Source organism: Candidatus Nanopelagicus abundans, from assembly GCF_002288305.1.
GTDB classification, from domain to species: Bacteria; Actinomycetota; Actinomycetes; order Nanopelagicales; family Nanopelagicaceae; genus Nanopelagicus; species Nanopelagicus abundans.
On sequence record NZ_CP016779.1, the window covers coordinates 63,178 to 76,822 of the forward strand.

Consider the following 13,645-nt stretch of genomic DNA (forward strand, 5'->3'; position numbering starts at 1 on the left):
ACTCGGGTTTTAAGTGCTCTATTTACCTTTACGATTTCTTGGTGAGAGTAGTGAGGCGAACGCAGCGAGACGACCAGCAATTGGCCCAAAAAACTTTTTAATTCTACGAGCTCGCCTGAAGTCATAGACCGGCCAGTTATCCCGGTATGCCCTAATTTCAAGCAAGGTATCTGGATTAATTGCACGTGGGTAACCAACTGCTTCAAGGAGTGGAATATCGTGGTGAGAATCTGAATATCCGTAACAATTCTTTAAATTAAAACCATTTTTATTTGCTAACTCACTTATTGCCTTTGCTTTTTCCTTTCCATGTAATAAATTTCCAATCATTTTTCCAGTGTAGATACCATTTTCAGTTTCAGCTTTTGTGCCAAGTGCGCCAGTAAAACCTAATCTTTTTGCCATTAAGTTAGCCATATCAAGTGGTGTAGCAGTTACTAACCAGACTTCTTCACCTTTTGATAGATGCTCCTGTGCAATTTCAACTGTGCCCTGCCAAATTGCAGGGGAGACATACTCTTCATAAATTTCTTGTCCAATTTTTTCAATCTCAACCACGTTATGTCCTTTAATAAAATCAGTGGCAGCATTTTGAAATCTAGCTATTTCGTCTTTATTTTCTTTACCGGTGAGGCGATATCGAAGGTTTGCTAATACAAAAGCAGAAATGTCTTTTTTTGTGAAAAACCCCCTTTGGTACATCCCACGTCCAAGAAAAAAGAGTGAAGATCCCTTAAGTAGGGTGTTATCAACATCAAAAAATGCAACTCTTTTTTCTGTGAGCGCCATATCACTACCTTAGCGAACAAGGCTGAATTCCTCTGCTTTATGCTTACACCATGACGCAAACAATTCACTTTGTCAGACATGGCGAAGTCCATAATCCAGACAAGATTCTTTATGGTCTTCAACCAGGGTGGCGGTTAAGCGATCGTGGCCAACAAATGGCGCAAATAATTGGGCAATGGTCAAAGGATTTAAATTTAGGAGCAATTCATGCTTCACCATTGCAGCGGGCACAAGAAACTGTTGCACCAATTATTAACCAACATAATTTGTCCCTAACTAGTGATGCAAATTTAATTGAGGCAAGTAATATATTTGAAGGAAAGAAATTTGAGTTAGGTAGCGGTGCATTAAAACACCCAAAATCTTGGCGTTATCTTTGGAATCCATGGCGACCGTCGTGGGGTGAACCATATGAGCAGCTAATTAATAGAATGCTAAAAGGTTTGTTTGCCGCTAGAGATGCAGCTGCTGGTAAGGATGCTATTTGTGTTTCACATCAGCTGCCAATTTGGATACTGCGTAGTGCTATTGAAGGACGCCGATTAATTCATGATCCCCGAAAAAGGCAATGCACGCTTGCTTCAGTTACTTCATTTAAATTAGATAATGATGGAATGATCGAATCTGTTTCATATTCAGAGCCTGCTAAGCATTTATTGCCGCCAAAATAATGAAATTACTAGTTATTGTTTTATCCTCATTACTCTTAACTAGTTGTGCAGGTGGTGGACTTTCTAATTCAAGTGAAAATTCCTATGTTTCAGGAAGTGGCGCAGCAGTTTATATAAAGCAATCTGATCGAAGAGATGCTCCAAAATTTTCTGGAGAAACATTAACCACTGGAGATCTAACACTTAATTCAAATCAAGTTACGGTCATTAACGTATGGGCGTCATGGTGTGCGCCCTGTAGAGCTGAGGCTCCATTACTACAGGAATTTTCAATTCAATATCCGCAAGTCCAATTTGCAGGTGTGCTAACTCGCGACAATATTTCTTCTGCTAAAGCATTTTATGAGAACTTTAAACTTACATACCCAACATTTATTGATGATTCAATTTTAGTTGGCTTTAAGGGATCTTTAATTCCGAATGCGATCCCAACCACATTAATTATTGATAAGCAGGGAAAGGTAGCGGTCCGTATAAGTGGTGAAGCAACCGTTGCTACTTTAAAGAAAATGCTGGAAAAGGTAATAGCTGATGCGTGATTTCTTTATAAACCAAGTATTTGATGGCAACTTACTAATTGCAATATTCGTGGCGGTTATAGCTGGGCTTATTTCATTTTTTTCACCATGCGTAATTCCACTTGTACCTGGATATATTTCTTATGCATCTGGAATGAGTGATACTAAAAGCAGAAGTAGGGTTTTTCTCGGTTCTCTATTATTTGTTACAGGCTTCACAGTTTTGTTTATTTCTTACGGCCTCTTATTTGGTGGATTAGGTTCTAGAATTTTTGAAAACTCAAGAATAATCTCAGTAGTACTTGGTTTACTGATAATTGCCTTGGGATTTATATTTCTACTTAACGAGAAGTTTTACAGAAGTTACAAGCCAGTATGGAAAACTAGAACAGGATTAATTTCAGCTCCATTTTTAGGATTTGCTTTTGGAATTGGTTGGACTCCATGTATCGGACCAACACTGGGAGCAGTTCAGGTACTGGCATTTGAAAGTGCAACTGCACAACGTGGAGCAATTTTATCTGCTGCCTACTGTTTAGGCCTTGGGTTACCATTCATATTAATGGGGTTATTTTTAGATAAAGCGGAGCCAATACGAAAGATAATTGCTAGAAAAGGAAATTTAGTAACAAAAGTTGGTGGAGTGATTTTAATAATAATTGGTGTAATGCAGGTAAGTAATTTTTGGGACATGCTAATGAACTCTATGAGAGATTTAATCTCCGGATTTATTCCAATTCTATAATGAGTACTGTTTTAGATAGTAGATCTTTCCTACGCTGGTGCTGGCGACAATTAACGAGTATGCGCACAGCCTTAATCTTGCTTCTTTTACTAAGCATTGCAGCTATTCCTGGATCTTTATTTCCACAACGTACACAAAATCCATTAAGGGTTAGAGAGTATTTTGTTAACGACCCCGAAACAGCAAAGTGGCTAGATCGGTTTAGTCTTTTTGATGTTTATGGATCACCTTGGTTTAGCGCAATTTATCTACTTCTGTTTATTTCATTAATTGGTTGTGTCCTACCTAGGAGTATTGAACACTTAAAAGCTATCGGTGCAAAGCCACCAATTACTCCAAAAAATTTAGATCGGATGGAGTTTTTTACTGAAATTGAAAAAGTGGACCTAGATTTAGCTGAAAAATATTTAAAGAAGAAGGGGTTTCGAATTCGTAGGGATATTGATTCAATATCCGCTGAAAAGGGTTATGCAAGAGAGAGTGGAAACCTTTTATTTCATCTATCTCTTGTTTTAGTTTTAATTGCTATTGGTGTTGGCTCATTATTTGGCAGTAAAGGCGATGCCATATTAAATGTTGGAGAGCGTTTTATAAATACACCAACTTCATACGACATTTTAGGATTTGGTAAGTATCAGTCTGAAGATTCACTGCCGCCATTTTCAATAACTGCGAAAGCTTTTAAAGCTGAATATGATCCAGCAACAAATGCACCATTGGATTACACCCTCACAATTAATACTGCTAACCCAGTAGGCTCATTAGAAAGAGATGAAGTTATAAAAGTAAATAAACCACTTAAGTACGGAAGTACCAAAATATATTTACAAGCGAACGGTTATTCACCAACCGTGATCGTAAAAGATAAGAGTGGCAAAGTTGTATTAGATGGTCCAGTTACTTTTTTACCACAGGACGGAAATCTTTCATCGATTGGTGCAATTAAAGTGCCCGATATGGACCCTCAAATTGGATTTGTCTCATCTTTTTTACCTACCGCAGATAGAGATCTAGTAAGGGGAGGATTTTCTTCATACCCTGAGGTACTAGATCCAAGATTGTTAATTTCAGTTTGGCAGGGTGATTTAGGTCTTAACACCGGAGTCCCACAATCTGTGTATCGAATTGATACAAGCGAGATGCAGAGAATTGGTCTTAAAGCCTTAGTACTTAACGAAACTTATGATTTTGGTGAGGGCAGCATCACATTTACAGGTTGGAAATCTTGGGTTAATTTACAAATAGTTAATGATCCTGGCAAAGGTTATGCATTATTAGGTGCAATACTTGCGATCTTAGGTTTATTAATTTCATTAGTTACTAGACAAAGAAGAGTTTGGATTAAGCAAGGTAGAAAAACTCAAGTTGCAGGTCTTGCAAAAAATGCAATTCCAGGACTAGAGAATGAGATAAATGATTTAGTAAAGGAGTTAAGTAATGAGCGATAAAGTAGCAGCACTTTTATCAAACGATTTTATTTATGCTGCTATGGCTCTTTATACCCTTTCCTTTTTAACACATGCTATTGAGGTTGCTTGGTCAATTAAAACCCCTGCGGTTTCAGTTAAAAAAACTAAGCTAGATTTTTCTCGCACTGAAAGAGTTGGAAGACTTGCCTCAGCTTTCATGATTATTGGCTTTCTACTTTTACTAGTTGCCGTAGTTTTACGAGGAATATCCGCTAATAGAGTTCCTTGGGGAAATATGTATGAGTTTTCAATTACTGGAGCACTAGCATTTTCAGCTGCTTATTTATTTGGTTTAAAGAAATACAAGATTCGCTACCTAGGACTTCCGGTAGCTTTTACAGTGCTATTAACCCTTGGTACAGCAATTACTTTGCTTTATCGCCCAAGTGCCCCATTAGTTCCAGCACTTAAATCTCCTTGGCTTGTAATTCATGTTTCTACAGCAATAATTTCAGGTGGAGTTTTCCTACTTGCTAATTGCGTTGCTGCAACATATTTAATATTAGATAGGTATGAACAAAAAGGCGCTAGACCTAGTTGGGCTTTAAAGTTACCAACTCTTGAGGTGCTAGATAATCTTTCTTACCGATTAGTTGCATTGGTATTTCCATTATGGAGTTTTTCAGTTATCGCTGGTGCGATTTGGGCAGAGGCTGCTTGGGGACGTTACTGGGGTTGGGATCCAAAAGAGACTTGGGCGTTTATTACATGGGTTGCTTATGCGGCCTATCTACATGCTCGCGTGACAGTGGGTTGGCGCGGTCGACGCGCAGCATGGCTATGCATCTTTGCAGGATCAACATTCTTATTTAACTATGTCTATGTAAATGTGTGGGGAACCGGCAAACATACATACTCAGGTTTGTAAGAAAACTTAATTAGATGATTTCTGCAGAAGTAGTTGGCTTTATTGCAGGAGGCATTGGAATTTTCTTCGGGCTTCCGCAAGCGTTACGTGTTAGAAAATTAGGTCACGGCCGTGGGGTAAGTTTAATTTCCTGGACTCTACAATTCGCAGTTGCAGCTTCTTGGGCAACATATGGTTTTGATTCGAAATCACCATCTATTATGTTTACAAATCTTGTTGCTTTATTAGTAAACGCCAGCGTAATTATGGCAATCTTGAAAAATAACGTGAAATCTATTTCACTGCTAATAATCTACGCAGCAATATGGGCCACTTTGATACTCGTTCTACCAAGTGCAGCCGTTTCAACCTTGTTAGTTGCTTTAAACTTTGCGCAATCGCCTCAAGTAGTTAAGTCTTTTCACAATATTCGAGTTGGAAAAGATTCAGCAGTTTCGATAACCGCTCTAAGCGTAAGCTGCTTCAGTATCCTCATCTGGATTCTCTATGGATTTATGGCCGATGATTCACTAATTAAGGTGAGTGCGTTAGTAGCTCTTTCAATTAATTCATTAATTATTGCTTTAGAACTTATTGGAAAACGTAAGCGTGCTTTAGATTTTGCGTAAGAAATCTGGATCGTCATCGGGTGGAATAATCCGACCTTTACCGCCACGGTTTTGTCTTGGTTTTCTTGGCCGGCCAGCTATAAACCAGGCAATATTTCCAAAAGTCCTAGTGAAAAGAATTATCAATAACCAAGCCCACTTTGGAAATCTTCTTACTTTTTCTTGAGGCGTAATTGCGCAATCAATTAATGTGTAGATATCAAATATTACGAGCAGAACAATTAAATACTTAAGCATGTGTCTACTTTATACCCTCTATTCCTAGATAGATAGTGAAATTGCAAGTGTTAGTGCTAACAAAAATTGCAGCCTTGAAGTCTTACCCAAAATTGTAATCAATTCTTTACCACTCGCTCCTTTAAGGACTTGATTCGCTGCACTATATGTAAGCGGAAGCCAGAGCAAGGTAAGAAGGGCATAATTATCAATACTAGCTGCCGCTGCAGCACTTACTTGAGCTAGTACAAGTAGTAGTAAGTAGAAAATACGAGTATTAGCATCTCCTAATTTAACTGCCAAGGTTCGCTTTGAAACTAATTTATCTTGATTTAAGTCCCGTAAATTATTGATGACTAAAATAGCGCAAGATAAACTACCCATTGGAATCGAAAGTAGTAGTGCACTACTTGATATTTGCTCAACCTGAACATAGTAGCTACCAACTGTTGCCACTATTCCAAAAAATATAAATACAGCTACCTCACCAAAGCCTAAATATCCATATGGTTTTTTACCACCCGTATAACCCCATGCAGCCAAAATCGAAATCAAACCAACGGCTATTAACCAGATAGATGTGTTAAATGCCAGGAGTGTTCCAGCAATTATTGCAACAAAAAATGAAATAAAGGAAGCATTTTTAACTGAACCAGCAGGTGCCAAATTAGATGCGACTAAGCGGGTTGGGCCTACTCGATTGGTATCAGTCCCACGCACACCATCTGAAAAATCATTTGCGTAGTTGACTGCAATTTGAAGTGATAGTGAAACTATTAGTGCAAGTAATGCATTAATTACTTTAATTTGATCTGCAAGTGATGTTCCAACTATTACCGGTGCGATGGCTGCAGGTAAAGTTTTAATTCGTGCACCTAAAATCCATTTATTCATTTGATACTCCTATTTTTCTTGCCAGGTCTGCAGCTGCTCTTCGATCTGGCTTACCAATTGAAGTAATAGGAATTTGATCAAATAAAAATACTAACTTCGGAGTCATTATTGAACCTAGCTTCTCTTTTAGACTCATTAAATCAATTTTACTATTACTGCCAAGGCATAGTTTTTCACCCCACATATCATCTGGAAGAGAAAAGGCAATTATTTCTTGGTTGGGAAGTAGTTCTCTAACTTTTTCTTCAACTAGTAGAAGTGAAATATTTTCACCCCCAGAGATGATTACCTCATCTGACCTACCATTAACTTTTAGCATTCCTGAAGTGAAACTACCTAAGTCAGTACTTTCAAACCAACCATCATTGCTAAATGCTTTGATCTCTCCTTCATCTGATAAGTATCCACTAGCAATCATTGGGCCAGTTAATTTAATTTGACCAGCATCATTTACCTTTATTTCAACTCCATCTAAAGGTTTCTGATTGTAAACACAACCACCACTCATTTCAGTCATTCCATATGTTGTAACTACTTTTATATGTTTAGCCGCAGCTTCTTTTTTTAATTTATCGCTAATTGACCCTCCACCAACTAGTACAGCTTCTGCAGCCGTTAAATGTTCTAAAAGTTTTAAGTCACCAGTTAATGCTTTATGTAATTGGGTTGGAACAATTGAAATAAAATCAGCGTCAATATAGTTAGAGGTATTACGATTATCAATAACTCTACTTCCTAATGCAGTCGCTCTTATCAAAACATTTAATCCTGCAATATGTGAAGTTGGAAGTAGTAGTGACCAACTATCACCCGGGGTTGCACCTAAATACTTATGGCTTGCATTAGTTGATGCAATTAGTGCTGAGCTAGATAGTGCTACAGATTTTGCTGAAGAAGTTGAGCCAGAGGTATTTACAACTAGGGTTATTTCCTTACCTATTTCTGTTAACGAAAGTGACCCAGTTGAAAGTGCTGGTCCTGATCCTTCAAGGGCTGCAGCCAAGTTTTCTTGTAGTTGTGGGATTGACCACTCAGCCTGAATAGGTATTAATGCACGAAGTTCTTTTTCCCCCATAATCCCCGTAGGCTATCTCTTATCTAAATCCTAGTTAAACCTTTGGAGATATCTTGAGTAAGCCAATTAAACGTGAACCAGGTGAGCGCACGATTCCTAACTGGCAAATGGCTGCTGGTGGTGAAAAATTTACTGATATTTCATACCAAGTAGCTGAAGGTATAGCAAAGATAACTATCAATCGGCCTGAGGTTAGAAACGCTTTTAGACCACAAACACTATTTGAATTATCAGAAGCGTTTAATTTAGCCCGGGATAACGACCAAGTTGGCGTAATTATATTTACTGGTTCAGGCACTGAGGCTTTCTGTTCAGGTGGCGATATTAATGTGCGAGGAGATGACGGGTATCTTGGTGATGATGCACTTAGTAAAAAAGGTATTGGTCGCTTAAATGTTTTAGATTTGCAAGTTCAAATTAGAAGAACTCCTAAACCAGTAGTTGCAATGGTTGCTGGTTGGGCAATTGGCGGAGGCCATGTATTACATGTTGTTTGTGATTTAACAATTGCAGCAGAGAATGCAAAGTTTGGCCAAACCGGACCAATGGTTGGATCCTTTGATGGTGGTTACGGCGCCGGATTACTTGCCGCTCATGTTGGTCAAAAAAAGGCTAGAGAGATTTGGTTTTTATGCCGACAATATGATGCGAAAGAAGCACTTGAAATGGGATTAGTTAACGCGGTTGTACCAGTAAAAGAGTTAGAAGCAGAGACTGTCTCTTGGGCCAGGGAAATGTTAAGGCATTCACCAATGGCACTTAGGTTACTTAAGGCAAGTTTGAACGCTGCAGATGATGGCCTTGCTGGTATTCAGCAATTAGCCGGTGATGCAACTATGTTGTTTTATTTAACAGAGGAAGGTCAAGAAGGACGTAATGCTTATCAAGAAAAGCGAGAACCAAACTTTAACAAGTTTCCTAAACGCCCATAAGTAATGTTTCCGTTTGAGTTACAAGTTGTTTCAATACCGGTCAAGAATAATTTCCGAGGAATTAAATCCCGCGAGATAGCTTTATTTGAAGGACCTGCTGGCTGGAGTGAATTCTCACCATTTACTGAGTATGACAACAAGCAATCAGCACCCTGGATGAAAGCTTCTTTAGAAGCAGCGACAAAACCAGCACCAAATCCACTTAGGAATGAAGTTATGGTCAATGCAACTTTACCAAATATCAAACCTGCTGAAGTTGAGAAAGTACTTTCAAATTTTGATGGTTGCACAACAATAAAGATTAAAATTAATGATTTTACTCTTGATAGAGAGCTATTAATTGAATGCTTAAAGCATGTTCCAAATGCAAAATTTAGACTTGATATAAATGGGGGTTGGACATTAGAAGAAGCCGTAGTAAATCTTAAAAATTATGAGGGTGAGTTTGCAGGCTTAATTGATTATGTTGAACAACCATGTCTAGATATTGCAGATCTTAAAGCACTAAAAAATGAAACTGGAATAAAAATTGCCGTAGATGAATCGATACGTAAATTTCTAAGTAGTGATTTAACAAAGCTTAAAGATGTCGCAGATATTGCAGTTATCAAATGGGCGCCATCAGGAGGCATAAATGCAGCTATCAATTTAATAGAGCAAATTTCATTACCAGTTGTTATATCGAGTGCTTTGGATTCAAGTGTTGGTATATCTCATGGGTTAGCACTTGCCTGTGCTGTTCCTAATCTTTATGGTGCATGCGGGCTAGCTACAGTGGCTTTACTTGAAGGTGATGTAACAAGTAATTCTTTACTTGCATCAAATGGTGTGATCGTTAATCGAAGAGTTACACCTGACCGAATAAGTGAATTTAAAGTAGATAATCAACGCCAAAAATGGTGGCAAGATAGGGCTGATGTAATTTATGAAGGGAGCCTAATATGAGCAATTCAACAAAATTAGCGCATTCACTTCTAAGGCAACTTATTCAATTAGGTGTAAGTAACTTTGTAATTTCTCCCGGTTCACGAAATGCTCCTTTAACAATTGCTTTAAGTGAAGCCGCAAGTAAACAAATAATTGATTTGCATGTAAAAATTGATGAACGAGGTGCTGCTTTTTTTGCTTTAGGAATTGCAAAAGCTAGGAATAATTACGTAGCAGTTATTTGCACTAGTGGAACAGCAGCAGCAAACTTTTATCCAGCAGCTCTTGAAGCTTTTCATAGCAATGTTAAGTTATTAATAATTACCGCTGATCGTCCAGAAATACTACGTAAAACCGGGGCAAATCAAACAACTGATCAAGTAGGGATATATAAGTTAATTAAAACTCATGATTTAACATCAGAAATTGAATTAAAGCCATTACTTAATGGCAAACCCATCCATTTAAATATTCAATTTAGTGAACCACTACTAAGTGAGGAAAAAAATGATTGGCTTGCTGGTATAAAAATTGAACCAATTAAATACAAAAATAATGTCGGTGGAAAGTTAGAAACTTCTACAGGAGTATTAATTATTGGACATGATAACGCAGGTTATACAGATGATGAGATAAATAGTTTTGTAGGTAAATTAAAGTGGCCAGTAATTGCAGAGAATCCACTTTCTTTTCCACATGCACACCCTCACGCAGTGCTATATCTATCTGATCCTAAAATCAGACAGGCACTAGCGCCTGAAAACATAATTGTAATTGGGCGAACAACTCTTTCCCGTAGTGTTAACGAGTTTATAAAATTAGCAAAAAATCTAATTGTTATCGACCCACGAGTTGCTGATGTTGACAATAATAGGCAAGCAGATTTATTACTTAAATCAATGCCTTCTGAAGTAATAAGTGAGTTCACTAATGGTGATATTTGGCAAACAGCTTCAGAATTAGCAGCAGCCGAAACTAAAAAACTCCTATGGTCTGAACAAACAGCGATTAAAAGTATATGTGAGTCACTAACAAGTATGAGTGCATTATTTGTTGGTTCATCTAGGCCTGTTAGAGATATCGAAGCATTTACTAAGTTTCAAAGCGGAATTTTAGTTTTTGCTAACCGAGGCTTAGCTGGAATTGATGGGAATGTCTCAACCGTATTTGGTATCGCACAAGAGCATGAAACAACTAACTCCATCATGGGAGATTTAACATTTTTACATGATATTTCAGCTCTAACTAATGCTCCAAAGGAAAATCTTAGAATTTTTGTTATAGATAATAATGGTGGTGGTATTTTCTCAACCTTGCCACAAGCTGGATCGAATGGTTTTGAGCAAGTATTTGGCACTCCTCATAACCTTGATTTAGTTAAAGTCATATCTGGGTTTGGTGTTTCAGTAGGTAGAGTTTCAGATTTAACTGGGCTTGAATTGATATTAAAAAAGCCCGTAAATGGATTTGAGGTTGTTGTTGTAGAAGTACCAAGTCGAGAAGTTAACGCACAACTGCTAAAAGAAATTACTCAAAGAGTTTCTAATGCGGTTCGCATTGGCATTAATTTAGCCTGACTTTCAGCAAATTCAGTAGCCGGATCTGATCCAGCAACAATTCCGCAACCAGCAAAAATGCGTATTGAATTTCGATCATTACTTAATTGCCCACATCTAAGAGCAATTGCAATCTCTCCATCATTATTGGCATCAATCCAACCGACTGGCCCGGCGTAGCGCTGGCGGTTCATTTGTTCTAATTCAACAATTAATTTCTTTGCTTCTAGCGCTGGTGTTCCACAAACTGCAGCTGAAGGGTGCAGCTGTTCAATTAACGTGAAAATATCTGATTGCTTAGCACTGTCATTTAAAACTCCAGTCACATCAGTAGCAAGGTGCATAACATTTGAAAGGTGCAATACAAATGGTGCTTCTGGAACATTTGTAGAAGAACAAAACGGTGCAAGTGCATCTGCAACAGATCTCACTGCATACTCATGTTCCTCTAAATCTTTAGATGACTTTGCAAGTGAGGCGGCAAGTGTTAAATCACGATCTTCATTTCCAGTCTTACGAATTGTTCCGGCCAGAACTCTTGAAGTTACTAAGGATTTACTAAGCCTTACCAAAAGCTCAGGTGTTGCACCGATTAGTCCATCAACTAAGAAAATCCAAGTTGATGGGTATTCGATTTCAAGGCGCTGCAACAAACTTCGAACACCTATTTCAGTTTTTGATGTCGCAGTTATATCTCTAGCTAGAACAACTTTTTCTAGTTTGTTTGATTTAATTGCATTAATTGCGCTGCTAACTTGAGATTGCCACGCTTGTTCTGAAATTGAGCCTTCCTGCCATTTGATCTCTCCACTAACTGGCGCAGTATTTATTTTTTCTAAGTTAGGTTGCTTAACATCACCAATCCAAGTTATCCAAGACTTTCCATTTTTTTGACCAATTAAAATCTCTGGAATAACAAGTACTGATATCTCATTAGGATCAAATGAAAATGATGAGAATAGAATTGGACCTGTTCCACTACCATGAACATTATTTTGAATTTTTAACTCTGAAACCCTATCTTCCCACCAGGTTTTAGCTTCTTTAAATCTATTTTCACCCTTAACTTCAAATTTCTTGTATTCACCAAAACCTACTAAACCATCACCACTTCTTACCCAAGCATTTACTAAATCCAATTTAGTATTTACTGAGGTTAGCACTGGGTGCTCACCTAGAATCTCAGTAGTAATTAAAACGGACATGTAAATTCGCGCCTGTCTATTTGTAGGATTTGTCTGTATAGCCTACTCCTTAGAGAATACTCCTGTGGTCCGCGCAAATTTAAACAAAGATCCAGATGATGTATCAAAGATGTTTGACTCAGTGGCCAATCGATATGACTTTCTAAATGACTTACTAAGCTTAGGTAGAACAAAGGCTTGGCGAAAAGTTGTGACCTCAATCATTGCACCAAAACCAGGAATGAAGATTTTAGATATTGCTGCTGGAACTGGTTCATCTTCTCGCCCGCTAGTTGATAAAGGCGCTGAAGTTATTGCATTAGATTTTTCAGAAGGCATGCTCGCGCAAGGGCGTAAGCAAAATAAAGATATCAAATTTATGCAAGGAGATGCGCTAAACCTGCCATTTGAAGAAAATACTTTTGATGTAACAACTATTTCTTTTGGCTTGCGCAATACTTCAAATACTTTAACCGCCCTTAAAGAGGCTTTGCGTGTAACAAAAGCAGACGGCAAGATTGTAGTTGCCGAATTTTCTCATCCAACTAATTTAATTTTTAGAAAAATATATTTAAATTATTTAATGAAGGCACTACCTGTAATTGCTAGAAAAGTAAGTAAAAATCCTGATGCATATGTCTACCTAGCAGAATCAATCCGGGCTTGGCCAGATCAGGCAGGACTAGCCTTAAAATTGCGTGATATCGGGTTTAAATCTGTGGCGTGGCAGGATTTAACCTTCGGTATTGTCGCAGTTCACATTGGCTATAAAGGCGAAGTGGCAAAAGATGCCTCCGCTAAACCATAAGATTTGACCGTATGAATCCATCAATAAATCCATATGTACCGATCCTGGCGATCGGTGCAATCGGCCTTGGCTTCGCAGTTTTCTCTGTTATTGCAGCAGCACTAACAGGGCCTAAAAGATATAACCGAGCTAAATCAGATGCCTATGAATGTGGAATTGAACCATCACCTCAAGCCGCTGGTGGCGGTAGGTTTCCTGTGAAATATTTTTTAACTGCAATGTTGTTTATTGTTTTTGATATTGAAATTGTATTTTTATACCCATGGGCAGTCGCCTTTGATCAACTTGGTTTATTTGGATTAGTTGAGATGGCATTATTTATTGGAACCGTTTTTGTTGCCTATGCATATGTTTGGCGACGCGGTGGATTGGAATGGGATTAATC

General features: G+C 38.1%; 16 protein-coding genes. 11 read left to right on the plus strand and 5 right to left on the minus strand.

Going from position 1 to position 13,645, the window contains the following annotated elements:
• Positions 1-18: 18 nt before the first annotated feature.
• Positions 19-789, minus strand: a complete 771-nt coding sequence (locus B1sIIB91_RS00285) for an HAD family hydrolase (protein WP_095687670.1) — start codon at positions 787-789, stop codon at positions 19-21.
• Between the two features lie 50 nt (positions 790-839).
• Here B1sIIB91_RS00285 and B1sIIB91_RS00290 point away from each other — a divergent pair, with 50 nt between their 5' ends.
• Genes B1sIIB91_RS00290 through B1sIIB91_RS00315 form a run of 6 tightly spaced genes read left to right on the plus strand, consistent with a single transcriptional unit; the run spans position 840 to position 5,668 of the window.
• A complete protein-coding gene (locus B1sIIB91_RS00290) occupies positions 840-1,460 on the plus strand; it encodes a histidine phosphatase family protein (protein ID WP_095687671.1) in 621 nt (206 codons plus the stop codon).
• Complete coding sequence (locus tag B1sIIB91_RS00295; RefSeq protein ID WP_095687672.1) at positions 1,460-1,999, plus strand: TlpA family protein disulfide reductase; 540 nt, start codon at positions 1,460-1,462, stop codon at positions 1,997-1,999. Before B1sIIB91_RS00290 ends, B1sIIB91_RS00295 begins: the two co-directional genes overlap by 1 nt.
• On the plus strand, positions 1,992-2,723 hold the full coding sequence (locus B1sIIB91_RS00300) for a cytochrome c biogenesis CcdA family protein (protein ID WP_095687673.1): 732 nt from the start codon (positions 1,992-1,994) through the stop codon (positions 2,721-2,723). Before B1sIIB91_RS00295 ends, B1sIIB91_RS00300 begins: the two co-directional genes overlap by 8 nt.
• 59 nt (positions 2,724-2,782) lie before the next feature.
• A complete protein-coding gene (resB, locus tag B1sIIB91_RS00305) occupies positions 2,783-4,171 on the plus strand; it encodes a cytochrome c biogenesis protein ResB (RefSeq protein WP_223298605.1) in 1,389 nt (462 codons plus the stop codon).
• Positions 4,161-5,060 (plus strand): c-type cytochrome biogenesis protein CcsB, encoded by a 900-nt coding sequence (gene ccsB / locus B1sIIB91_RS00310; protein WP_095687675.1) that lies wholly within the window; start codon positions 4,161-4,163, stop codon positions 5,058-5,060. The genes resB and ccsB overlap by 11 nt, the downstream gene beginning before the upstream one ends.
• 14 nt (positions 5,061-5,074) lie before the next feature.
• Positions 5,075-5,668: a hypothetical protein gene (locus B1sIIB91_RS00315; RefSeq protein ID WP_095687676.1), complete on the plus strand. Its 594-nt coding sequence runs from the start codon at positions 5,075-5,077 to the stop codon at positions 5,666-5,668.
• Here the strand turns inward: B1sIIB91_RS00315 and B1sIIB91_RS00320 are convergent.
• The 3 genes from B1sIIB91_RS00320 to B1sIIB91_RS00330 are packed head-to-tail and all read right to left on the minus strand — an operon-like array spanning position 5,654 to position 7,853.
• The gene (locus B1sIIB91_RS00320) at positions 5,654-5,905 is read right to left on the minus strand and encodes a PLD nuclease N-terminal domain-containing protein (RefSeq protein WP_095687677.1); all 252 of its coding nucleotides are present in this window, start codon (positions 5,903-5,905) and stop codon (positions 5,654-5,656) included. The genes B1sIIB91_RS00315 and B1sIIB91_RS00320 overlap by 15 nt on opposite strands.
• Positions 5,906-5,929: 24 nt before the next feature.
• Positions 5,930-6,778 (minus strand): 1,4-dihydroxy-2-naphthoate polyprenyltransferase, encoded by an 849-nt coding sequence (locus tag B1sIIB91_RS00325; RefSeq protein WP_095687678.1) that lies wholly within the window; start codon positions 6,776-6,778, stop codon positions 5,930-5,932.
• Positions 6,771-7,853, minus strand: a complete 1,083-nt coding sequence (locus B1sIIB91_RS00330) for an AMP-binding protein (RefSeq protein WP_095687679.1) — start codon at positions 7,851-7,853, stop codon at positions 6,771-6,773. The genes B1sIIB91_RS00325 and B1sIIB91_RS00330 overlap by 8 nt, the downstream gene beginning before the upstream one ends.
• Positions 7,854-7,960: 107 nt before the next feature.
• Here B1sIIB91_RS00330 and menB point away from each other — a divergent pair, with 107 nt between their 5' ends.
• Genes menB through menD form a run of 3 tightly spaced genes read left to right on the plus strand, consistent with a single transcriptional unit; the run spans position 7,961 to position 11,289 of the window.
• Positions 7,961-8,785, plus strand: a complete 825-nt coding sequence (gene menB / locus B1sIIB91_RS00335; protein ID WP_095688663.1) for a 1,4-dihydroxy-2-naphthoyl-CoA synthase — start codon at positions 7,961-7,963, stop codon at positions 8,783-8,785.
• 3 nt (positions 8,786-8,788) lie between these two features.
• The gene (locus tag B1sIIB91_RS00340; RefSeq protein ID WP_095687680.1) at positions 8,789-9,730 is read left to right on the plus strand and encodes an o-succinylbenzoate synthase; all 942 of its coding nucleotides are present in this window, start codon (positions 8,789-8,791) and stop codon (positions 9,728-9,730) included.
• Positions 9,727-11,289: a 2-succinyl-5-enolpyruvyl-6-hydroxy-3-cyclohexene-1-carboxylic-acid synthase gene (menD, locus tag B1sIIB91_RS00345; RefSeq protein WP_095687681.1), complete on the plus strand. Its 1,563-nt coding sequence runs from the start codon at positions 9,727-9,729 to the stop codon at positions 11,287-11,289. Before B1sIIB91_RS00340 ends, menD begins: the two co-directional genes overlap by 4 nt.
• Here menD and B1sIIB91_RS00350 read toward each other — a convergent pair.
• Entirely contained in the window at positions 11,244-12,473 is a 1,230-nt protein-coding gene (locus tag B1sIIB91_RS00350; protein ID WP_095687682.1) for an isochorismate synthase, read from the minus strand. The genes menD and B1sIIB91_RS00350 overlap by 46 nt on opposite strands.
• 64 nt (positions 12,474-12,537) lie before the next feature.
• On the opposite strand from B1sIIB91_RS00350, the gene B1sIIB91_RS00355 reads away from it, so the two are divergent.
• The gene (locus B1sIIB91_RS00355; protein ID WP_095687683.1) at positions 12,538-13,260 is read left to right on the plus strand and encodes a demethylmenaquinone methyltransferase; all 723 of its coding nucleotides are present in this window, start codon (positions 12,538-12,540) and stop codon (positions 13,258-13,260) included.
• Positions 13,261-13,283: 23 nt separating this feature from the next.
• A complete protein-coding gene (locus tag B1sIIB91_RS00360; RefSeq protein ID WP_029563788.1) occupies positions 13,284-13,643 on the plus strand; it encodes an NADH-quinone oxidoreductase subunit A in 360 nt (119 codons plus the stop codon).
• The last annotated feature ends 2 nt before the right edge of the window (positions 13,644-13,645 follow it).